Origin of the sequence: Salinisphaera sp. Q1T1-3 (assembly GCF_003602005.1) — a bacterium.
Lineage (GTDB): Bacteria > Pseudomonadota > Gammaproteobacteria > Nevskiales > Salinisphaeraceae > Salinisphaera.
The window spans coordinates 17,636-37,889 of the sequence record NZ_QZWD01000009.1; the positions used below are offsets into that span (position 1 = coordinate 17,636).

The 20,254-nt window shown below is 66.0% G+C and carries 19 protein-coding genes; 8 read left to right on the top strand and 11 right to left on the bottom strand.

Annotation, left to right across the window (positions count from 1 at the left end):
- Positions 1-50: 50 nt before the first annotated feature.
- Both D3260_RS09810 and D3260_RS09815 read left to right on the top strand, forming a co-directional pair.
- On the top strand, positions 51-590 hold the full coding sequence (locus D3260_RS09810; protein WP_120098422.1) for a DUF421 domain-containing protein: 540 nt from the start codon (positions 51-53) through the stop codon (positions 588-590).
- A 241-nt stretch (positions 591-831) separates the two neighbouring features.
- Complete coding sequence (locus tag D3260_RS09815) at positions 832-1,707, top strand: glycine betaine ABC transporter substrate-binding protein (protein WP_120098423.1); 876 nt, start codon at positions 832-834, stop codon at positions 1,705-1,707.
- An 83-nt stretch (positions 1,708-1,790) separates the two neighbouring features.
- On the opposite strand, the gene D3260_RS09820 is transcribed toward D3260_RS09815, so the two are convergent.
- The 4 genes from D3260_RS09820 to D3260_RS09835 all read right to left on the bottom strand — a co-directional run bounded on the left by D3260_RS09820 (position 1,791) and on the right by D3260_RS09835 (position 4,797).
- Positions 1,791-2,447, bottom strand: a complete 657-nt coding sequence (locus D3260_RS09820) for an amino acid ABC transporter permease (protein ID WP_120098424.1) — start codon at positions 2,445-2,447, stop codon at positions 1,791-1,793.
- Complete coding sequence (locus D3260_RS09825; RefSeq protein WP_120098425.1) at positions 2,444-3,211, bottom strand: amino acid ABC transporter ATP-binding protein; 768 nt, start codon at positions 3,209-3,211, stop codon at positions 2,444-2,446. Before D3260_RS09825 ends, D3260_RS09820 begins: the two co-directional genes overlap by 4 nt.
- 16 nt (positions 3,212-3,227) lie before the next feature.
- Positions 3,228-3,887 (bottom strand): amino acid ABC transporter permease, encoded by a 660-nt coding sequence (locus D3260_RS09830; protein ID WP_120098426.1) that lies wholly within the window; start codon positions 3,885-3,887, stop codon positions 3,228-3,230.
- Between the two features lie 88 nt (positions 3,888-3,975).
- A complete protein-coding gene (locus D3260_RS09835; RefSeq protein WP_158583484.1) occupies positions 3,976-4,797 on the bottom strand; it encodes a transporter substrate-binding domain-containing protein in 822 nt (273 codons plus the stop codon).
- A 265-nt stretch (positions 4,798-5,062) separates the two neighbouring features.
- On the opposite strand from D3260_RS09835, the gene D3260_RS09840 reads away from it, so the two are divergent.
- A complete protein-coding gene (locus D3260_RS09840) occupies positions 5,063-6,988 on the top strand; it encodes an OPT family oligopeptide transporter (RefSeq protein ID WP_120098428.1) in 1,926 nt (641 codons plus the stop codon).
- Between the two features lie 151 nt (positions 6,989-7,139).
- On the opposite strand, the gene D3260_RS09845 is transcribed toward D3260_RS09840, so the two are convergent.
- Positions 7,140-7,727 carry a superoxide dismutase family protein gene (locus tag D3260_RS09845; RefSeq protein ID WP_120098429.1) on the bottom strand — a complete coding sequence of 196 codons (588 nt, stop codon included), beginning with the start codon at positions 7,725-7,727 and terminating at the stop codon, positions 7,140-7,142.
- A 262-nt stretch (positions 7,728-7,989) separates the two neighbouring features.
- Between D3260_RS09845 and D3260_RS09850 the strand changes: the two genes are divergently transcribed.
- Positions 7,990-9,291, top strand: a complete 1,302-nt coding sequence (locus D3260_RS09850) for an NAD(P)/FAD-dependent oxidoreductase (protein WP_120098430.1) — start codon at positions 7,990-7,992, stop codon at positions 9,289-9,291.
- A gap of 358 nt (positions 9,292-9,649) precedes the next feature.
- On the opposite strand, the gene D3260_RS09855 is transcribed toward D3260_RS09850, so the two are convergent.
- Entirely contained in the window at positions 9,650-10,669 is a 1,020-nt protein-coding gene (locus D3260_RS09855; RefSeq protein WP_158583485.1) for an NAD(P)/FAD-dependent oxidoreductase, read from the bottom strand.
- A gap of 82 nt (positions 10,670-10,751) precedes the next feature.
- Here D3260_RS09855 and D3260_RS09860 point away from each other — a divergent pair, with 82 nt between their 5' ends.
- Both D3260_RS09860 and D3260_RS09865 read left to right on the top strand, forming a co-directional pair.
- Positions 10,752-12,137 carry an alpha/beta hydrolase gene (locus tag D3260_RS09860; RefSeq protein ID WP_147418161.1) on the top strand — a complete coding sequence of 462 codons (1,386 nt, stop codon included), beginning with the start codon at positions 10,752-10,754 and terminating at the stop codon, positions 12,135-12,137.
- A complete protein-coding gene (locus tag D3260_RS09865) occupies positions 12,134-12,901 on the top strand; it encodes a VacJ family lipoprotein (RefSeq protein ID WP_120098433.1) in 768 nt (255 codons plus the stop codon). Before D3260_RS09860 ends, D3260_RS09865 begins: the two co-directional genes overlap by 4 nt.
- 237 nt (positions 12,902-13,138) lie before the next feature.
- Here D3260_RS09865 and corA read toward each other — a convergent pair whose 3' ends face one another.
- Positions 13,139-14,092 (bottom strand): magnesium/cobalt transporter CorA, encoded by a 954-nt coding sequence (corA, locus tag D3260_RS09870; RefSeq protein ID WP_120098434.1) that lies wholly within the window; start codon positions 14,090-14,092, stop codon positions 13,139-13,141.
- A gap of 49 nt (positions 14,093-14,141) precedes the next feature.
- Entirely contained in the window at positions 14,142-15,275 is a 1,134-nt protein-coding gene (locus D3260_RS09875; RefSeq protein WP_120098435.1) for a glycerate kinase, read from the bottom strand.
- Between D3260_RS09875 and D3260_RS17280 the strand changes: the two genes are divergently transcribed.
- Positions 15,261-15,617, top strand: a complete 357-nt coding sequence (locus D3260_RS17280; protein ID WP_147418162.1) for a hypothetical protein — start codon at positions 15,261-15,263, stop codon at positions 15,615-15,617. The genes D3260_RS09875 and D3260_RS17280 overlap by 15 nt on opposite strands.
- A gap of 124 nt (positions 15,618-15,741) precedes the next feature.
- Complete coding sequence (locus D3260_RS09880; RefSeq protein ID WP_120098436.1) at positions 15,742-16,254, top strand: gamma-glutamylcyclotransferase family protein; 513 nt, start codon at positions 15,742-15,744, stop codon at positions 16,252-16,254.
- A gap of 432 nt (positions 16,255-16,686) precedes the next feature.
- Here D3260_RS09880 and D3260_RS09885 read toward each other — a convergent pair whose 3' ends face one another.
- From D3260_RS09885 to D3260_RS09895, 3 genes are all read right to left on the bottom strand, one after another.
- A complete protein-coding gene (locus tag D3260_RS09885) occupies positions 16,687-17,646 on the bottom strand; it encodes a pteridine-dependent deoxygenase like protein (protein ID WP_120098437.1) in 960 nt (319 codons plus the stop codon).
- A 70-nt stretch (positions 17,647-17,716) separates the two neighbouring features.
- Positions 17,717-18,727 (bottom strand): glycosyltransferase family 9 protein, encoded by a 1,011-nt coding sequence (locus D3260_RS09890; protein ID WP_120098438.1) that lies wholly within the window; start codon positions 18,725-18,727, stop codon positions 17,717-17,719.
- Positions 18,728-18,929: 202 nt separating this feature from the next.
- Positions 18,930-20,216, bottom strand: a complete 1,287-nt coding sequence (locus D3260_RS09895) for a HAMP domain-containing sensor histidine kinase (protein ID WP_120098439.1) — start codon at positions 20,214-20,216, stop codon at positions 18,930-18,932.
- Positions 20,217-20,254: the final 38 nt, after the last annotated feature.

Consider the following 20,254-nt stretch of genomic DNA (forward strand, 5'->3'; position numbering starts at 1 on the left):
TATCGTCACCGCGTCGTACGCAGCAAAAGCCGGCCCGGGGGCCGGGTCGCATGAGTGAATGGTTTCTCGCCGGGCCCCAGGCCCTCCTCTGGATCGTGGTCTCCACGATCGGAATGTATATTCTGATCATCCTCTGCGCCCGGTTTTCCGGGGTTCGCAGTTTTGCGGAAATGTCGACGTTCGACATCGTGGTCAGCGTCGCGATCGGCTCGATGGTCGCCAGCGTGGTGGTATCGAAGAATCCGCCCCTGCTCCAGGGCGCGGCCGCCGTGATCACGCTCTATGCGTTGCAGCTGGCCATCTCGCATGTCCGCAGCATCCGCCGTACGGCGGAGAAAGTCATCGATAACCGGCCGATCTTGCTGATGGGCGAGGGTGGTATGATCCGCCACGGCGGACTGCGTGTCGCGCGGGTGACCGAGGATGATTTGCGCACCCATCTGCGTGCAGCCAACGTATCCGATCCGAGGGCCGTACGGGCCGTGATCATGGAAGGCACCGGCACGATCAACGTGTTGCACGGTGAACACCATGCGCTCACCGACGGCGCCTGGATTCTGCACGGCGTGCGCGATTACGGCGAAGATTGATCCGGCACCCAAGCAGCTGACGACGTCATCTGTTTCCAACGCCATCGAAAAACAAAAGCTGGCACCTGTCCGTCTTTTATTTTCAATGGCGTAACGGCCGTTGGCCGTGGCGCGCGTGCTTTCGGACACGCACGCCATCAACCTGAAAAATCATCTATTTTCATGCCGGGTTAACCAATGGGTCCGGCGCCCGGGGGATGGGCGCGAGCGACGAATCGATACATTCATCAGGGAGAAGTGCATGAGCAAGTCATGGCGTTGCATTCTGCGGGGGTGTCTGCTGGCACTACTGCTTCTGGGCGCGGCCTCGGCACAGGCGGCCAAGACCGAGATCACGATCTACACCGACAACTACGCCGCCGACGAGGCGCTCAGTCGGGTCGCGCGTGATCTGCTGGAAACACACTATGACGTCAGCGTCACGCTCAAGCAGGTCTCTGTCGGGGTGGCCTTCATGGGCACGGCGCGCAACGACAACACGTTGTTTCTCGCGGCCTGGTTGCCCAAGACACACGCCGATTACATGAAACGGGTGAAGGACCGGGTCGATACGCTCGGCACCCTGTACAACGGCGCCCGCATCGGCTGGGTCGTGCCCTCCTATGTCCCGAAAGCCGCGCTTTCGAGCATCGCCGATCTGAAAAAAGAGGCCATCGCGAAGAAACTGGACGGGCGCATCCAGGGCATCTCGGCCGGGGCCGGGGAGATGCAGCTGTCGCATCAGGCGATGACGGCCTATGGATTGAAGCATCATCTGCGTCTGGTGACCGCCAGCGGACCGGCCATGACCGCCGCGCTCAAGCGCGCGATCGATCGTCACGAGTGGATCGTCGTCACCGGATGGAGCCCGCACTGGATGTGGGAGCGTTTCGACCTGCGCTATCTGGCGGACCCGAAACACGTGCTCGGCGGCAAGGAGCATGTCGACATCATCGCCAATCCGTCGATCAAGACCGATCACCCGGCCATCGCCGCGTTCTTCAGCCGCATGCAGGTCCCGCTTCCGGCAACGAACGCGATGCTCGCCGATGCCAACAAGACATCATACGACGCGGCGGCCAAGCGTTTCGTTGCCCAGCACCCGGATCTGGTGCAGTCCTGGCTGAAGGCCGACTGAGCGCGACGGCCGTCTTGTCCGGCGCCGCGTGACGACGAGCGCATGACACCGTAATCGACCGGCCTGGCCGGTCGATTACGGTGTCAGTGGCGCAGGCCGTAGCGGCGCTCGACCTGGTCGAGCACGAGGGTCACCACGGTGACCAGCACCAGATAGATCACGGCCACCACGCAGAAGATGGCGAAATAGCGAAAGCTCGCGGCCCCGATCTCCTTCGCACGCCCCATGAGCTCCGGAACACTGATGGCATAAGCCACCGAGGTGTACTTGAGCTCGATGACGACCTCGTTGGCCCATTGCGGCAGGGCGATGCGAAAGCCTTGCGGCAGTACCACGTGACGAATGGCCTGACCGCGTGAGAGGCCGAGCGCGCGAGCCGCGGCGATCTGACCCGGCCGCACGGCCCGGATACCGGCCCGGAAATACTCGGCCTGATAAGCGGCCGTGTTGATGCCGATCGCCACGATCGCCGCGGTCAGCGGTGCGAACACGATGCCGATCTGGGGCAGGCCGAGATAGACGATGAACATCTGCACCAGCAGCGGTGTACCGCGAATCAGTTCGATGTAGCCGACCGCCAGTCGGCGCGAGATCGAACCACCATAGACCCGGGCAACGGCGAGCACCCAGCCGGCGACGAAGCCCGCGATCATCGCTACCGCCCAGATGGTCAGCGTGTAGCCGGTGCCGGCCAGCAGCGTGGGCAGGTGCGACCCGGCAAACGCCAGCCATTGGCTCATGGCGTCGTCGCTTCGCCGCGATGGGCGGCCGCGATGCCGTCGATGAAGGCGCGCGTGGCCGCGGCGTGCGGTGTGTTGAAGAGTTGCCCGGCCGGGCCTTCCTCGACGATCGCCCCGTCGGCCATGAAGACCACGTCATCGGCCACGGCCTCGATGAAGGCCATTTCGTGGGAGACGATGATCATGGTCATGCCGCCGGCCACCAGTTCGCGCATCACGCGCAGCACGCTGCCCACTGACTGGGGATCGAGCGCCGAGGTCGGCTCGTCGAAGAGCATGACCTCGGGGGCCATGGCCAGGGCCCGCGCGATCGAGACGCGCTGGGCCTGGCCGCCGGACAGCTCGGCTGGCCAGGCCTGCCACTTGTCGGCCAGGCCCACCCGGTCCAGCTCGGCGCGGGCACAGCGTTCGGCCTCAACCGCGTCCATCTTGCGGACCCGCCGCAGGCCGAGCATGAGATTGTCGGCGACCCGCAGATGGGTGAACAGGTTGAAATCCTGAAACACGAAGCCGATCCGGGCGCGCAGGGCATCGATATCGGCCTTGCGGGCAGTCAGCTCGTCGGCACCGAGCCAGACCCGGCCCGTATCGAGCGGTTCCAGCCCGTTCAGACAACGGATGAGCGTCGACTTGCCGGCACCGGACGGGCCGATGATGCCCTTGACCTCGCCCTTGGCGACCGAGAGCGAGACATCGTCGAGCACACGCCGGCCGGCGAAGGATTTCGTCAGGTGTTCGGCGCGCAGGCGCGTAGCATCGGTCATGGCGACAGGCGTAAGACTAGTGAGACAGGCCGGGCACGGCGAGCCGGCGATCGGCCCGCGTGAGCGCCCAGTTGGCAGCCAGAGAGAGCGCGAGATAGACGACCGCCGCCGCGGAATAGACAGCAAGCTGGTGGCCGTAGGTCGCGGAAACGATGTAGTCGGCCTGGCGCATGAGCTCGACCACACCGATCGTGTAGGCCAGCGACGTATCCTTGAGTTCGGACAGTGCTTCGTTGGTCCAGGGGCCGATCGCCTGACGCAGTGCCTGCGGTAAAACGACATGGCGAATGCCGGCCGCGCGTGTCATGCCAATGGCCCGGGCTGCGGCGAGCTGACCGGCGGGGACGGCCGCAATGGCCCCCCGGATGATCTGCGATTGATAGGCCGCCGAACGCAGTCCGAGCGCCAGCGCTGCCGCGGGGAATGCGCTGATGTTATAGAAGACCGAGATGCCGTAATAGAACAGAAACAGCAGCACGATGGCCGGAATCGCGCGAAAGAAACGCTCGATGAGAGTGGCGGCCAGCCGCAGGGGCCAGCCGGCATATGCCTGAATCAGGCCCAGGCCCGTGCCGACTACGAGGCCGATGACGAGCAGCGTCAGCGCGAGCGCGACCGTGATGGCTGCGCCCTCGGCGAGATAGGGCAGGTTGTCCCAGATGACGGCGTAGATCATCGTGCGATCGAGACTCGGGCCGGGCGACGGCGCTTAATGACAGGCGCCGACGCGGACATCGCCCACGCCGGCATCCAGGCGGTCGGAATTACGGCGACAGCCCGGGGATCGGCTTTTGGTAGGTATCGATCCCCTGAGGCAGCGCCACCGGGATCGGGGCGATCTGCGCATCGGGCATGTACTTGTGGACGATCTTTGCCCACTGTCCCGATTTCGAGATGGCGACCTCGCCAGCGTTGAGCTGCTTCAACAGGGCCGTGTTGCCCTTGGCCACGCCGAGCGCGTAAACCTGCGGCGGTTGCGGGGTGATCTGACCGGCGATCTTCATCCGGCCGGGATTGTCGGCCAGGAACTGTTGCGCCGTGTCGTCATCCAGAAACTGGGCATCGATCCGGCCGATGCCAAGATCCTGCAGGGCGGTGGTGCCCTGTTCATAGGTCTTGATATCGATGTCCTTGCCCTGGGCGACCAGCTGCTTGAGATAGTCGTAGTTCGTCGTTCCCGTCTGCACGCCCACCGTGTGGCCGTTGCCGAGCGCGCTGTCGGCGGTCAGGTCCGAGTTCGGCGGGACCAGGACATCCAGCTTGATCTGCCACCACGGCAGCGTGAAGTCGATCTGCTTCGCCCGTTCCGGCGTGACCGTCAGCCCGGTGACGACCATGTCGATCTTGCCCGCCTTGAGCGCCGGAATCAGCGACGAGAACGACATCGAGCGGAACGTCACGTCGAAGCCCTGCTGCTTGGCGATCGCCCGGACCGCGTCCGGACCGATGCCCACGAACTGGCCGCGCTCGACCGAGGCCCACGGCGGAAACGAGGGCTCGATGCCGGCGACATAGGTCTTGGCGACGGCGCTCGATGCAGCGAGCATCGCGGTGGCCGCGAACAGCAGGCGGGCAAGAATGCGCATTCTCGACGGGTCCTCTTGCGGACGGTTGGGCGACCGGACGGATCGGCTCAAGGCGTGTATTGAAGCACACCGAGCGCGCGTGTTCAGCTCTGGCGGCATGCCGGCGCTTGGCGCGGGGCTGTCGGGCGGCGGCGCGATCGATGCATGATAATCCGGGTTCCGGCCGGCGTGCCCGTGCCGGGGGCGGCGACGCCGTGCGTCGGCCGCGATCGGAAAAACATTCAGGGAGAGGATCTTGGCTGCAAGCAGCAAGACGCATCGGGGGATGCGCGAACTGAGTCTGCGCGGGGTGATCCTCGGCGGACTGATCACGGTGTTCTTCACCGCGGCCAACGTGTATCTCGGCCTCAAGGTCGGGCTCACGTTCGCGACATCGATTCCGGCAGCGGTGATCTCGATGGCCGTCCTGCGCGGCTTCGCCGATGCCACGATCGTGGAGAACAACATCGTCCAGACCGTGGCCTCGGCGGCCGGCACGCTCTCGGCGATCATCTTCGTACTGCCCGGGCTGGTGATGGTCGGTTGGTGGCAGGGCTTCGATTTCTTCACGACGGCCGCGATCTGTGCCACCGGCGGTCTGCTCGGGGTGATGTTTTCGGTGCCGCTGCGTCGCGCGCTCGTCGTCGATGCCGATCTGCCGTATCCGGAGGGTCGGGCTGCCGCCGAGGTGCTCAAGGTCGGGGCCGGCTCGCGCGAGGGGGCTGCCGAGTCCGCCCGCGGGCTGCGCGTGATCGTTGTCAATGCCGTGGCCTCGGCCGGCTTTGCCCTGGGGGCCCAGCTCAAGCTCGTGGCCAGCGAGGCGGCCGTCTGGTTCAAGGTCGGTAGCGGTGCGACCGCGCTGTGGGGCAGTCTGTCGTTCGCGCTGCTCGGCGCCGGCCATCTGGTCGGGCTGTCGGTCGGGCTGGCGATGCTCGTCGGACTGGCCATCGGCTGGTGGATCGCGCTGCCGGTGTTGACCGCATTGTCTGGCCAGACCGGTAGCGCCGAGCAGATCGCGACCACGGTGTTCTCGAACGACGTGCGGTTTCTCGGTGCCGGCGTGATCGGAGCCGCCGCGGTGTGGACGCTGGTGCGCATCATGGGACCGGTGATCGCGGGCATTCGCTCGGCCCTGGCCGCCGCCCGGACCCGGGGCGCCGACGCGCGTCCGGTGGCCGAGCGGGATCTGCCGATCGGTGTGGTCGCTGCGGTAGCGTTGGCCACACTGGCGCCGATCGCATGGTTGTTCGACGCATTGATCGCCGACGGGCCGCTGGCCGGCTCGGCCGTGCCACTGATCGCCGGATCGCTGGTCTTCGTGGTGATTGCCGGGCTCATGATCGCGGCGATCTCGGGCTACATGGCCGGCCTGATCGGTTCGTCGAACAGCCCGATTTCCGGTATCGGCATCCTGGCGATCGTGGCCGCCTCGCTGCTGCTCGTGGCGCTGTTCGGGCGCGATCACGATGCCGATACGACCGCGGCGCTCGTGGCCTATGCGTTGATCGTGACCGGCGTGGTCTTCGGCGTGGCGACCATTTCCAACGACAACCTGCAGGACTTGAAGACCGGGCAGCTGGTCGGCGCAACGCCCTGGAAACAGCAGGTCGCGCTGGTCTTCGGGGTGGCGTTCGGCTCGCTGGTCATCCCGCCGGTCATGTCGTTGCTCAATAATGCCTTCGGTTTTGCCGGCACACCCGGCGCGGGGCCGGATGCGCTGCCGGCCCCGCAGGCCGCGTTGATCTCGTCCCTGGCCAAGGGCGTGCTGGGCGGTGATCTGAACTGGTCGATGATCGGCATCGGGGCCTTGATCGGGGTGGCGGCGATCGGGCTCGACGAAAGTCTGGCACGGGCCGGCCGGCTACGGTTGCCGCCGCTGGCGATCGGCATCGGGGTCTATCTGCCGATGGTCGTGACGCTGCCGGTGGTGCTCGGCGCGGTGGTCGGACGGCTCTATAACGCCTGGGCCGACAAGCAGCACAACGCCGATCTGGCGCGTCGTCTGGGCGTGCTCACGGCCACGGGCATGATCGTCGGCGAATCGTTGTTCGGGGTGCTGTTCGCCGGGATCGTGGCCGGCACCGGCCAGAGCAGCCCACTGGCCCTGTTCGGGCTCGGCTTTGCACCGGTCGCCCTCGGTCTGGGTGTGGTCGTGTTCTTCGTCCTGACCGCGCTGCTGTATCGCCAGACCATGCAGGCCGTGAACGACTGAGGCCGGTCAGTGAACAGCATCGCGACCGTCGCGTTGGACGCGGCGGTCGCGATGCGGGCGGTGTGTTTTCGATCGAGTGCGGCGATGGTGCCGTGATGCGCGTTCTGTAACGACAGGTCCGAGCCGGGCTCGAGCGACACCACCGCTGCCCTCAGGTGTCGTCCTTGGCCGTGTCCTGATCGGCCTTGGCCGGATCAGCGATGCCGATCACGCCACAGGCCTGACGCGCGCCGGCGGCACCGATCGGCGGCTGGCTCGGGTCGTTGGCCTTGGCATGGATGATGACCGCGCGGCCGATGATCGATTTCGGTCCAGTCAACGCCCCATTTTCAAGCACGCCGGTGTCATGGGCGTCGCCGTTGGCGTCGGCGACCAGGTTGCCGAGATCCCCGGTGATGCGATCGATATCCTTCGGCGGGTTGAGCGAACTGCCCTGCAGGTTGTAGTGCGTGCCAGCCGACTTGCCGTCCGCGCCCGAGCAGTCCCCATAGATGTGGATATGATAGCCGTGCTTGCCCGGTTTCAGGCCGTGGGCGACGGTGGTATAGGCCAGCCCGTCGTCGGTGGGCATAAAGCGTATCGTGGCGTGCACGTCGGCGTTGCCCTCGGTGCCGGAGAGCACGGCGATGCCGGCCTGGGCCTGGTCTTCTTGACTCGCGCCATCGGCGGCCTGAGCCGCGCCGACCGACGAAAGCCCGGCCACGAGTCCGGCTGTGAAGAGACATTGACGAAGCGACATGATGCGTCCTTGATAATCGGGATTCTCCGATCCCCAGATTAAGCACGCTCAGGCGGTCGGACGCCAGCGTTGCGAGGCGCCATGCGCCGCCGGATGTTGTGCTGCGGGGGCGCATACGACAGGCTCGACCGGCGATTTGGATGCATCCGAATCGTCTTGTATGTAGTACTAAAGTATAATTCGCAAGAATATCGCATCGTCGCTTCGGGGTCAGAGGCGACGAGCTCACCCCCAAGCGCGCGGCACAACCAAGGATCGGGCAATGGCGGAGCAAACACGTATCGTGGTCGTCGGCGGTGGCGCCGGCGGGCTGGAACTGGTCACCAAGCTGGGCCGCAAGCTCGGCGGTAAGGGCAAGACCGATGTGGTGCTGGTCGATGCCAAGCCGACGCACATCTGGAAACCGTTGTTGCACGAGGTGGCCACCGGCGCGCTCGACCAGAGCCTGGACGAGGTCTCCTATCCGGCACATGCCCGTACCCATGGCTATCGTTATCAGCTGGGCGCGCTCACCGGGCTTGACCGCGAGGCCCGCAAGATCCGGCTCGCCCCGATCCACGACGAACAGGGCACGCAGATCCTGGCCGAGCGCGAGTTGTCCTACGATTATCTCGTCCTGGCGCTGGGCAGTGTCTCCAACGATTTCGGGACGCCGGGCGTCGCCGAACACTGCTATTTCCTGGACAGCACCACACAGGCCGAGACGTTCCGCCGTGCGCTGCTCAACACCTTTTTACGGCATTCCGACGGCGGGCCCGGCCATGCCGGCAAGCTGTCGATCGCGATCGTCGGCGGCGGCGCCACAGGCGTCGAACTGTCAGCCGAGCTGCTTTCGGCGACCGAGATGCTTTCGAGCTATGGCTATTCGAAGATCGATAGGCAACAGCTCGATGTGCATCTCATCGAGGCGGCACCCCGTGTTCTGCCGGCGTTGCCCGAACGCATCGGCACCTCGGTCGCGCGCGAGCTGGAAAATCTGGGCGTGACGATCCATCGGGAGACCATGATCACCTCGGCCGACGAGAACGGGTTTCTCACCAAGGCCGGCGAGCGGATCGATGCCGATCTGACCGTCTGGGCGGCCGGTGTGCGCGGCGCCGATATCCTGTCCGAGCTGGGGCTGACGACGCGGCCCAACAATCAGATCCGGGTGAACGAGACGCTGGTCAGCGTGGATGACGAGCGCATCTTCGCGATCGGCGACTGTGCCGCGTGCCCGATGGGCGAGGACAAGTGGGTGCCGCCGCGGGCCCAGTCCGCGCATCAGATGGCCTCGACCGTCTACAAGAATCTGCGTGCCTCGATGGATGGGCGGGCGCTCAAGCCGTTCAAGTATCGCGACTTCGGCTCGTTGATCTCGTTGGCGCATTTCGATGCGGTCGGTAACCTCATGCGAGGCGCGGCGGGCCGCAGTCTGCTGGTCGAGGGCAAGCTGGCCAAGCTGTTCTATGTCTCGCTCTATCGGATGCACCAGCGCGCGATTCACGGTGCTTTCAAGACCGCGCTCAAGGCCGTGGTGGACGGTATCAACAACGTGTTGCGGCCGCGCCTGAAACTGCACTAGGGCGTGTTATTAACCCGGCATAAAAATAGATGATTTTTCGGGTTGATAACGCGCGTGTGCGAAAGCACGCGCGCCACGGCCAAAGGCCGTGAAGCCATTGAAAATAAAAAGACGGACCAGTGCCGGCTTTTATTTTTCGATGGCGTTGAAAACAGCTGACGTCGTCAGCTGTTTTGGTGCCGGATTAATAACACTGCGCGCGCAACCCGACGGGACGGCGGTCATTTTCCGCCATCCGGCGTTGTCGTTCGCGACGCCAGAATGACGGCCGTACGCGCGCGATGCCTTGTCTTGCCGCCGCCGGACTGAGTCGCGTGGGGCCAAGGCTCTCCGTACGGCGTTGTCTGCCCCGGCCGGGCTAGACGTCGCCGATCAGGCGGGCCGCGGCCCCGCGGCCGGATAGCCAGGCCCCTTCGACCCGACCGCCGGCCAGCCAGTCGCCGGCGATCGCCAGCCGGCACCGCGGATCCACCCAGAAACGTTGATCTTCGTCCGGCGCGCCGCTGCCGGGCCGGGCAAAGCGCCAACGCCGGGCGCGAACGACTTCCATATCGGTGACCGACAGGGCGGTGGCGGCGGCGAACTCCGCCAGCATCGCCGCCGCGAGGTCCTCGGCCATGCGATCCTCGTGATCGGTGCTGAAGGCCGTGCTGGCATGCAGCGTCCAGAGATGCCGATCGCGCGTCACGCCGGCCTTGGTGGTGTTGTCAGCTGCCCACGACAGTTTGCCGCTCTTGAAGAAGATGGCATCGACGCCGTCGATCGGCGGCGCGGCGACGACCAGCGAATGACAGGCCGCCATGGCCCGCGGCGCGGCGTCGAGCACGTCGATGCCCTTCGCATCGCCGGCCAGCAACGCCCGTGTCTGGCTCGCGGGCGGCGTCAACAGGACATGCGAGGCACTGATCGGCGCCCCGCTGTCGAAACGAGCAGTCCACTGGCCGTCCGAGCCGCGTCGCAGGGCGTTGGCGCGGCGTTCGCAGGCGACATGCAATCCCGATTGCGCCAGTCGGTCGCGCACCCAGTGGTTCATGCCCCGCGGCCCGATCAGGCGTTCCCGATCATCCGGTGAGGGCGAGAACAGCCAGGTGCCGCCCAGGGGCTCGGCGGTGTTGATCCGGGGCTGCCAGTGTACGAGGCGGCCGGCCTCGAGATCGCGGTCGACGCTGATCCGAAAGGTCTGCGATCGTGCGGTGAAGTATTGCGCCCCGTAATCGAACCAGTCTGCCGCCGTGTCCGGCGTCACGCGGCGCGTGGCACAACGGCCGCCGGGGCGGCCGGCCTTGTCGACCATCTGGATCCGGCAGCCGGCGGCCGTCAGATATTCGGCGGCCGCCATGCCGGCCACGCCGGCGCCAATGATCAGGATGTCGTTCATATCCGGATGTCCTGTACCGCTGTCCGATTGCATGCAACGCGGTATGATGAAACAAATATGTCGAGTCGATCAGGGAAGGCTTGTGCCCAGATTCGTTAGTCGTCGCCTCGGCGTCGTATTTCTTGTCCTGTTGGCCTGCGCGGGTTGTGCCACCCAGGGCGGCGCGCGCGATGCCGCCGGCGCCAATGATCTCACGGCGACACCGGGCAAGACGAGCGCCACGGCCGCTGACAGCCGCGAGTCCGATGATGATCGCGCCGCCGTTGCGCCGTATCCGATCGATAATCCGCTGCTCGCGACCGTCCTCGGCACGCCTGCCAAGCTCAAGGCCCCGCTGCCCGACGACGCCCCGATCACGCTGCGCACGCTCGACCCGCTGGTTCAGCGCGACACGCCGGATACGTTGCGCTATGCGCGACCGTTGCAGTACATGTTCACGCCGCAGGACGGGCCGGCGCCACTGGCGTTCGTGATCGCCGGTACCGGCGCATCGGCCCTGTCGAGTAAATGTGTGCTGCTGTCCCGTGCGCTGTATGCGGACGGCTATAGCGTGGCCTGTCTGCCGTCGCCGACCAGTGTCACCTTCATGCTGGGGGCCGCCGAATATCCGGTGCCGGGCCGGATGAAGACAGACGTGGACGATCTGTATCGGATGATGGGGGCTGTGCGTGACGATCTGTCGGATCAGATCGACATCACCGGCTATGCCTTGACCGGCTGGAGCCTCGGCGCCACCGAGGCGGCCTTCGTCGCACACAAGGATGCCAGCGCCGGACAGTTCGATTTCCAGCATGTGCTGTTGCTCAACCCGGCGGTCAGTGTGTGGGATTCCGTCGCGCGCATGGATGCATTGCTGGATCGGACGCTGCCCGGCGGCATCGATCAGGTGCCGTCGTTCCTGGCCAAGGGCCTGGGTGGTCTCAAGGATGTCTACGCCAAGAACAAGGCCCTGCGCTTCAACGAGGATTTCCTCTATCAGGCCTATCAGTCCGGTGCGGCCGATCAGAACGATATCGGGGCCCTCGTCGGTCTGGCCTTCAGGCTGTCGCTGGCCAACATGGCTTATGCCGCGGACGTGATCACACGTTCGGACGTGATCGTGCCGAAGAACGTCACGCCCGGCCCATACAGTGATATGCGGCCTTATTTCCGGCGCGCGTTCGATATGTCGTTCAACGACTACATTAACGAGCTGTTGGTGCCGTACTGGAACAGCGATGGACGCCACGTGCCCAAGTCGACGCTGATCCGCGAGGCCGATCTGCACCAGATCGCCGGTTTTCTGGCCAATAGCGACAACATCGCCGTCTTCACCAACGCCGACGATCCGATCCTGTCGGACGACGAGGTGGCCTTTCTTTCTCGAACGTTCGGAGCGCGTGCCCGCATCCGGCCGCACGGCGGTCACATGGGCAACCTGAGCTACGACAAGACGATTCGAGCGCTGCAGGATTTCTTCTCGCCATGAAAGCGTCGTATTCCCTGAGTCTTCGGCGTCTGCGCAGTCTGTATGCGCTGGCAGGCGTTCTGTTCCTGAGCGCCTGTGCCTCGACGCCGCCGCCGACCAGCGTGGACCCGCGCACGCCCGACGATGTGCCGGTCGCCCAGACCACGGCCAACCCGTTGGCGATCGACGACCCGCTCGGCCCGTTCAACCGGCGTGTCTATCGCTTCAACGCGCTCACCGATCACTATCTGCTGCTGCCGGCGGTGCATGTCTACGACACGGTGGCGCCATCGCCCGTGCGGGACGGCATCGGCAATTTCTTCTCGAATCTCGACGAGATCAATACGTTCGCCAACAGCGTGCTGCAGCTCAAGCCGCGTGCGAGCGCGGTCACCGCGTCCCGGTTCGTGATCAACTCGACGCTCGGCCTCGCAGGGTTTTTCGATCCGGCCACGCATTTCGGGCTGCAGAAGCGAGACGAGGATTTCGGCCAGACGCTCGGCCATTACGGCGTGGGCACCGGACCGTATCTGGTGCTGCCGTTCTTCGGGCCATCCGACATGCGCGATGCCATCGGGCTGGCAGCGGATCAGGGGCTGTTCTACGTGATCGATCCGCTGCAGATCAACGGCAACTTCCCGGCGAGTGCGGCCTACAACGGCTTCTATGCACTCAACAAGCGTGAACAGACCAATTTCCGGTACTACCAGACCGGCTCGCCGTTCGAGTATCTGCTGGTACGCATGGTCTATCTGAACTACCGGGCGCTACAGGTCAATCAGTAACCGGCCCGACGGCGCACCGCACCTGGGGCGAGATGCACCGCGACGGGGCCGGCATCGCGCGGGGCATGATGACCAGGGCGCGTCGTCACGAGATAGGCCGCTGGCTCTTCGGGTTGCTCCTGCCGGCCCCGCCATGCCGTGTTGTGCGTACTGCGTGACACGCCTGGCAGGGGCAGTGGGCTGCCTATCTCGTGACGACACGCCCTCGCGCCGGCGAGGTCGTTCGTTCGGTTCGGCTCAGAGCCAGTTCTTGTGCTTGAAATACAGATACGGGGCGATGCCGGCGGCGATCATCAGACAGATCGCCATCGGATAACCGTACTTCCACGACAGCTCCGGCATGTACTGGAAATTCATCCCGTAGATACTGGCGACCAGCGTCGGCGGCAGAAACACCACGGCCGCGATCGAGAAGATCTTGATGATCTGGTTCTGTTCGATGTTGATGAACGAGACCGTCGAGTCCATCAGGAAGTTGATCTTGTCGAACAGAAAAGCGATGTGGCTCATCAGCGTGTCCACGTCGCGCAGGATCTCGCGGGCGGTCTCGCGGCTGGGCGAGCGCGCCGGCAGGTGGCGCAGCACGAACGAGATGGAGCGCTGGGTGTCCATCAGACACAGCCGGATCTTGCCGGCCGAATCCTCGAGCTTGGCCAGATTGTCGATGGCCGCCTCGTAATCGGCCTCCTCGTCCTCCAGCACGGTGTGGCTGACCTGCTCGAGCTTGAGATGCAGATCCTCGACCGTGTCGGCCAGATTCTCGACCTTCTGGTCGAACATGGTCACCAGAAGCGATTCCGGCGTATCGGCCTCGACCTGACCAGCCCGCGCGCGCATGCGCAGGAGACGGAAATCCGCCAGATCCTCGTCGCGCAGCGTGATCAATCGCGCGGGCTGAAGGATGAAGGCCACCGTCTCCGTTTCGTGTCGGCCCTCGCTTTGCGCAAGAAACAGCGAATGCACGTGGATGCCGTCGATGTCGACGAAATAGCGCGCCGAGGACTCGATCTCCTCGACGTCCTCGTCCTCCGGCAGCTCGTCCGTCAGGAACCGGTTCAGGGCGGCGCGTTCGTCCTCATCGGCCTCCAGGGCATCGATCCAGTGCGCGCGGCCCAGGCGCGCCTCGCGCGGCTCCTCGGCCGTGCGATCCTCGACGATGCGGCCCTGGTCGATGGCGAAGGTGCGGAGCATGGCGATCTCGGATTGCGGGTCGGCTGCATCATGATAGGGGAGCGCCGGATCAGTGTCCTGCCCCGGTACGCAGGCGCGGGGCGAGCGCGCGGGCGATTTCGCCCAGCCAGCGCGCCGGTTCGGCCAACGCCGCATCCTGACTGCCGGCCGTCTCGACAAGCGTGCTCAGGCTGGCGAAATGCTGTGCCAGTTCGTCGCGCGCATCGTCGCTGATCGCGCCCGCGACCAGATGGGTCGGCGTCCGGCCGGCCGTTTTGGCCACGGCCATGGGCAACTTGCCCGACAGCGTCTGTCGATCGGAGCGGCCTTCGCCCGTGATCACCGCATCGGCGTCCTTGATATGCGCAGCCAGGCCGGTCAGGCCGATCACGGCGTCGGCGCCGGATTCCAGGCGTGCGTCCAGCAGTGCCAGGGCAAAACCCAGCCCGCCGGCCGCGCCGCTGCCGGGCCACTCGGCCCGTGCCGGCTGGCGCGACTGCTCGGCCAGCTGTTCGAAGGCCGCTTCCACGTCGGCGATATCGGTATCGGTCAGCCCTTTCTGCGGTCCGTAGACACGGCTGGCGCCCTCCGGCCCGAGCAACGGGTTGTCGACATCACAGAACGCGCGCAGACGGGTTTCGGCCAGCCGGGCGTCCAGCCCCGACAGGTCCAGGCGCGCCAGCCGCAGCAAGCCGGCCATGGTCGGCGCGATCGGTGCATCGTCGGCGTCGCGCGCACGTGCGCCGAGGGCCAGCAGCATCCCGAGGCCGGCATCGTTGGTGGCGCTGCCGCCGAGCCCGACGGCGATATCGCGTGCGCCGGAATCCAGCGCGTCGGCAATGAGGGTGCCAAGGCCGTAGCTCGATCGATCGGACAGGGCCGGGGCATCGCGCGTGGCCTCGATCAGCGGCAGGCCAAGTACTTCGGCGGATTCGATCACGGCGGTCCCGTCGGTCATGGCATACCAGCGCGCCGTCAGCGACTGGCGATGCACGCCGATCACGCGTATCTCCTGCGAGTGCCCGGCACAGCGGGCGGCGATGGCATCGAGCAGGCCCTCGCCGCCGTCGGCCATGGGGGCGAGCGTGACGCGCGGCGGCTCGGGCAACTGTGCCAGTCCGACGGCGATGGCATCGGCGACCTGTCGCGCCGACAGGCTGCCTTTGAAACTGTCGGGGGCGATGACGACATGAAGATCGGACATGAGCAAGCGCCTGCATCGATGGACCTGTCTTCATGGTACGCAAAGGACGGGCCGGATCGTGCGTGTCGTGTCGCGCTCCCGGCGGGACGCCCTACGGCCGTGAAGCCATTGAAGATGAAAAGACGGACAAGCGCCGGCGTTTATTTTTCGTGCCGGATTAATAACACGTCCCGCGTGCGCCGCGCCGGCGCTCATTTTTTGCAAGACAAGGCATCGGGCGCGTACGGCCGTCATTCTGGCGTCGCGAACGACAACGCCGGATGGCAGAAAAATGACCGCCGTCCCGTCGGGTTGCGCGCAAAAACCGGCCATGCGGCGTTGCACGGCTTGACCTTGGCATGAATGACCAGGGTCGGCGCCCTGTGCCTTGCCTGGCCGGTTTTCGGGCGGCAACGCGGTCAGGTCAGGTGCGACGTGTTAACAGGCCCTAGAATGGTCGCCCTGCGGCCTACGACAAGCGTTTCGAATGTATTACTTCGCCTATGGCTCGAATATGTGTACCGCGCGGCTGGCGCGACGTGTGCCCAGCGTGCGGCCGCTGGGCGCCGCCTCGCTCGCCGGGCATCGTCTGGCCTGGCATCTGATCGGCAGTGATGCATCGGGCAAGTGCAACGTCGTGGCCACCGGCGAGCCGGGCGATGTCGTGCACGGTGTGGTCTTCGAGCTCGAGGCGGATCGTCTCGAAGCCCTGCACGCAGCAGAGGGTCCGGCCTACGATTTCCTCGAGCTGCCGGTCGTCCATGCCGGTAAGACATTGACTGCGGCGATCTATCGCGGTCGCGCCGACTGGCTCGACGATGCACGTGTCCCTTATGCCTGGTATCGCGATTTCGTCCTGGCGGGGGCCCGCGAACACGCGCTCCCCCAGGACTGGATCGCCGGGCTGGATCGGGTGAGCACGGTCACCGATCCCGACGCCGAGCGTACGGCGCGCAACCGCGAGATCCTGGCCGAGATTCCGATCAACCGGCTGGACTGAGCGGGCGCGAGGTCCCTGATGACGCGGCCTTGAGTCACCAGACGAGTCGTTGCTCGGCTGGACGGACCGCGCCGTGTCCGACGCATGCCGGGCAAGGGGACGACTTCATGACGACCTGCCCTACGGCCGGTTGAGGTTTCGTTCGAGCGCCTTTTCGTCGAGAGGCCGTAGTGTGTCCGGCAAGACGCGAGTCGCCGTATCGTGGCGTGCCACGATCAAGGCTGGCAACGCCGCCGGGCGCCCATCGTCGATTTTTCATGGGCGGCCCACCCCGAAGGGACAAGCGCCCCAGAATCAAGAACACGACGGCAATCCAGCGTTGTCGCTCGCGGGTGCAGCATGGCGGCACGGCGCGCACGACGCCTCGTCTTGCCGCCCATCGTCAATTTCAGGGCGCGCTTGGCGCGGATTCGCACGAAACCTCAACACGCCCTAGGCGGCTCTGAGGTGGGCCTCGACTTCCACGAGCAGTTCGTCACGACAGACGGTGGCCGCCAGCGCGCCGAGCGGCACGTCCGGCAGATGTGCGGCTGCCCGGGCGAGCAGTGCGGGGGCGTCTGCCGGGCGACGGACATAGAGTTTCAGACAGGCCAGATCGGCGAGTCGGTGGTGCCCGATGTGCGGTGTCGCCGCGGCGATCACCGCGGCGACGTTCGCCAGAGCCTCGTCGAGCTGAGCCGGTGCATCGCCGACATGACGGCTCTCGTGGCCGACGATGGCGGCGGTGCCGGAAACGAGCAGGTATCGGGCGTGGCCGACGGTCATCACGCCGGCCCGGGCGAAGGCCGGCGGCCGGGCCGCATACTGCAACGGGTAGGCATACGCGCTGACCTGACGTGGATTCTCGACCGGTATGATCGGCTGCCGGCCGAGCAGGGCGTGCATCCACAGCCCGTGTGCATCGCTGCCGACGAGCGTGGCCGGTGGCAACGCAGACCAGTCCAGTTCGGGATCGCTATCGGCTTCGGCCAGCGCCTCGGCCCGGCCGCGACAGAATTGACGATACCGCTGGGCCTCGCCGACGCCGCCGACCACGTCGGAGAGCACGTGCCAGACCCGCTGAGGGTGCGGCAAGCCGGTCGCCTGCTGGACTGCAAACAGATCGTGATAGGCCCGACGCGCGATCTCGACGAGTTGTTCGTCCGTGTCGGGCGCATCCAGTCGACGACTCGCCCAGCCGATTCGATCGTTGGCACGCACATGCCAGCCCGCGATCTGTCGGGCGGTCGTGTGGCCATCGGTGAGCCAGCGCTCGCCCGCCAGGGCCCCGCCCAGGCGGGGCAGCGGTAGATCGGTGCCGTTGAAGGCCACATGGGCCAGCTCGGGACGGTCGACCACGACGTCGTCGAGCGGGGCCCAGTCGATGCCACGGTCCGGCTTGACGACGGTCATGGACTACCCTGTGTTGTGTGGAGCCATGCCACGATACCGCGCGGAGGCTTCGGCGCCGAGGGGGGGCGTGTCAGTCGGTGCCCGTGGCGAGCCGGTCGACGACGACGCGTGCGGTGTGTGACGGCGTCAGACGCTCGCCTTCCAGGCTGATGCAGGCCTGGCCCAGCGGCGCGTAATGGCTCGGTGCCGTAGCCTGAAACAGGCCGACGACCGGTACGCCGGCTGCCGCCGCCAGGTGCATCGGCCCCGAGTCCGCGGCCACGAACTGATCACAGCGCGCCATGAAGGCGGCCAGCTGAGTGAGTGATGCGATCGCGACATGCGGCCGGGCCGGATCGATCGGATCCGCGTCCGGTCCCGGCAGGATCTCGACGAGCACGGCATTCGGCCCGGCTTGGCTGACGGCGGCCAGAAACGCTTCCCACCAGGGCCGGGCGAGCTGCTTGTCGCCGGTGGCGCGCGAGAAGAAACCGATCACCGGCGTGCGGGGGGCCATGACGCCGAGTGTGTCGTGCCAGAGCGTCTCCGCGGCCTGGCGATCGCAGGCCTCGGGGAACACGGCGAGGGTGTCGAAACGCTCGATCGGCGGGTCGGAGATGCCCCCGGTCAGCAACTCGACCGCCTGTAGTGCCTGATGACGGCTGATCGACCGGCCGGCGGCATGGGTCAACGGCAGCCACTGATCGGCGTTGGCGAAACCCAGCCGCTGGCGTGCGCCGGACAGTGCCATGCCGATCCGGTTGCTGGCCGAATTACCGGTCGGATCGATGGCCAGATCGTAGCGCTCGCGCCGGATGGCTCGCAGCAAGCCGAACAGGCCGAACACACGGTTCTTCTGCACCCAGACCCGCCCGACGCCCGGCAGGCTCTGCAGCAGATCGACCTGGGCCGGGCTCTGGATGACGATATCGATCCGGGCCTCGGGCAGGCTGGCTGCCAGGCTGCGCAGCATCGGGGTCAGAAACAGAACATTGCCGAGACGCTTGTTCAGACGCACGACGAGAATACGCCGCGTATCGGCGGCCAACGGCCGTCGCCGGGCGCCCGGCGTGCCGAGCAGTCGGGCGAGGAGCTGATTCAAGCGTCGACGATTATTGCGACGCCACTGTCGGGCCCAATTCCCCCACGTGGCGGTCTGTGCAGCACCCTTGGACACAGCGGACTCGTGTATCGGAAATACCCGGACAGGCTGCACCCCTGGGCTTGGCCGGGGCGTCAGCTTCGCGTTAAAAAAACGTGAATCTTGGCCCCGGCGGCGCCTCGCCAGACCGGGCGTACGGCTGTCAGGCCAGGCGCATCTCGATCTGTGTGCCTTCCTCCGGCCGGCTGGCCAGTCGAATCCGCCAGCCGTAGCGGTCCGCGACCCGCTTGACCAGATACAGGCCGAGGCCCAGCCCCGCGCCGGGGCCGCAGCGGAAGCCACGATCGAAGACACGCTGCATCTGCTCGCTGTTCATGCCGTGACCGTTGTCGGCCACCGTCAGACGCTGATCGGCCAGGGTGACGCGGATCTCGTCGCCGCCGTGGCGCAGTGCGTTGCGTAACAGATTGCCGAAGGCGATGACCAGCGCGATGCGTGGCGCATCCACCTCCACCGGGTCCAGAACGCCGAGCTCGACCTGTTTGCCGGCCATGATCGGTCGATAGGCGTCCACGACTTCGCGCACGACCTCGTCGGCGCGACAGATCGGGGCTGCACCATCGGCTTCGTGCTGTTCGTCACGGGCCAGAAACAGCAGGGCCTCGATCAGTTCGGCCATCTGGCCGGCAGCCCGGTCGATCCGCGTGATCGGGCCACTGCCCGACAGGCGCGTATCCTGTTGCAGGACTTCGACGGCGCCCTGGATCACAGCCAGCGGTGTGCGCAGCTCGTGGCTGGCATCGGCGGTGAAACTGCGCTCGCGCTCGACGAACTCATCGAGCCGGCCCATGAAGCGGTCGAAGGCCCGTGCGATCACCCCGACTTCGTAATGCTCGAACTGTTCGGCCAGCTGCGTGGTGCGCTCGTCGGGATGCAGACGCCCGACGTGATCGGCCAGCGCATTGATCGGCTTGAGGCTGATGCGGGCGATCGCCGAGCCGAGCGGAATCGCCAGTGCCAGCACGAGCAGCGCGGCGGTGATGGCCACGGCCTTGAACAGCGTCTCGCGATCCTCGATGGCGGTGATGTCGTAGGCCAGATAAGCCTGTTTATTGCCTATCGCGTGGGTGCCCACGCGATAGGTCCGGTCGCCCACATCGAGTGTCACGCCGCTGACATCCGGCCCCAGGCCGCGCAGCGCCTCGGGCAGCTGATCGTGCTGGTTCGGGCCGACCACGTAACCGATCAGGTTCGCCGAGTGCGGAATTGCGCCGTCGCCTTCGGTGGGATAGTCCTCGATCAGTTCCGACATCTCGTGACTGACGATGCCGTTGAGCAGCTCGGTCTTGAGATGATCGTTGATGGTGAACAACGCGGCGAGCACGGCGCTCACCACGATCGCCACGAACAGCGCCAGGGCGGTCGCCACTCGATACTGGAGACTGTCGCGCGGGCCGGTGAGCACGCGGCGCAGGAAATCGCGCGGCATCACGGCCGGCCGTCGCGGCGTCGGGGGGCGCAGGCCGG

Bases quoted from the DNA above. Each gene is read 5' to 3' on its own strand.
- D3260_RS09845 (WP_120098429.1), bottom strand. From the start codon at position 7,727: ATGTCGCTTCGTCAATGTCTCTTCACAGCCGGACTCGTGGCCGGGCTT.
- D3260_RS09865 (WP_120098433.1), top strand. From the start codon at position 12,134: ATGAAAGCGTCGTATTCCCTGAGTCTTCGGCGTCTGCGCAGTCTGTAT.
- D3260_RS09840 (WP_120098428.1), top strand. From the start codon at position 5,063: ATGCGCGAACTGAGTCTGCGCGGGGTGATCCTCGGCGGACTGATCACG.
- D3260_RS09810 (WP_120098422.1), top strand. From the start codon at position 51: ATGAGTGAATGGTTTCTCGCCGGGCCCCAGGCCCTCCTCTGGATCGTG.
- D3260_RS09835 (WP_158583484.1), bottom strand. From the start codon at position 4,797: ATGCGCATTCTTGCCCGCCTGCTGTTCGCGGCCACCGCGATGCTCGCT.
- D3260_RS09850 (WP_120098430.1), top strand. From the start codon at position 7,990: ATGGCGGAGCAAACACGTATCGTGGTCGTCGGCGGTGGCGCCGGCGGG.
- D3260_RS09820 (WP_120098424.1), bottom strand. From the start codon at position 2,447: ATGAGCCAATGGCTGGCGTTTGCCGGGTCGCACCTGCCCACGCTGCTG.
- D3260_RS09815 (WP_120098423.1), top strand. From the start codon at position 832: ATGAGCAAGTCATGGCGTTGCATTCTGCGGGGGTGTCTGCTGGCACTA.
- D3260_RS09880 (WP_120098436.1), top strand. From the start codon at position 15,742: ATGTATTACTTCGCCTATGGCTCGAATATGTGTACCGCGCGGCTGGCG.
- D3260_RS17280 (WP_147418162.1), top strand. From the start codon at position 15,261: ATGAAGATCGGACATGAGCAAGCGCCTGCATCGATGGACCTGTCTTCA.
- corA (WP_120098434.1), bottom strand. From the start codon at position 14,092: ATGCTCCGCACCTTCGCCATCGACCAGGGCCGCATCGTCGAGGATCGC.
- D3260_RS09895 (WP_120098439.1), bottom strand. From the start codon at position 20,216: ATGCCGCGCGATTTCCTGCGCCGCGTGCTCACCGGCCCGCGCGACAGT.
- D3260_RS09825 (WP_120098425.1), bottom strand. From the start codon at position 3,211: ATGACCGATGCTACGCGCCTGCGCGCCGAACACCTGACGAAATCCTTC.
- D3260_RS09855 (WP_158583485.1), bottom strand. From the start codon at position 10,669: ATGAACGACATCCTGATCATTGGCGCCGGCGTGGCCGGCATGGCGGCC.
- D3260_RS09830 (WP_120098426.1), bottom strand. From the start codon at position 3,887: ATGATCTACGCCGTCATCTGGGACAACCTGCCCTATCTCGCCGAGGGC.
- D3260_RS09875 (WP_120098435.1), bottom strand. From the start codon at position 15,275: ATGTCCGATCTTCATGTCGTCATCGCCCCCGACAGTTTCAAAGGCAGC.
- D3260_RS09885 (WP_120098437.1), bottom strand. From the start codon at position 17,646: ATGACCGTCGTCAAGCCGGACCGTGGCATCGACTGGGCCCCGCTCGAC.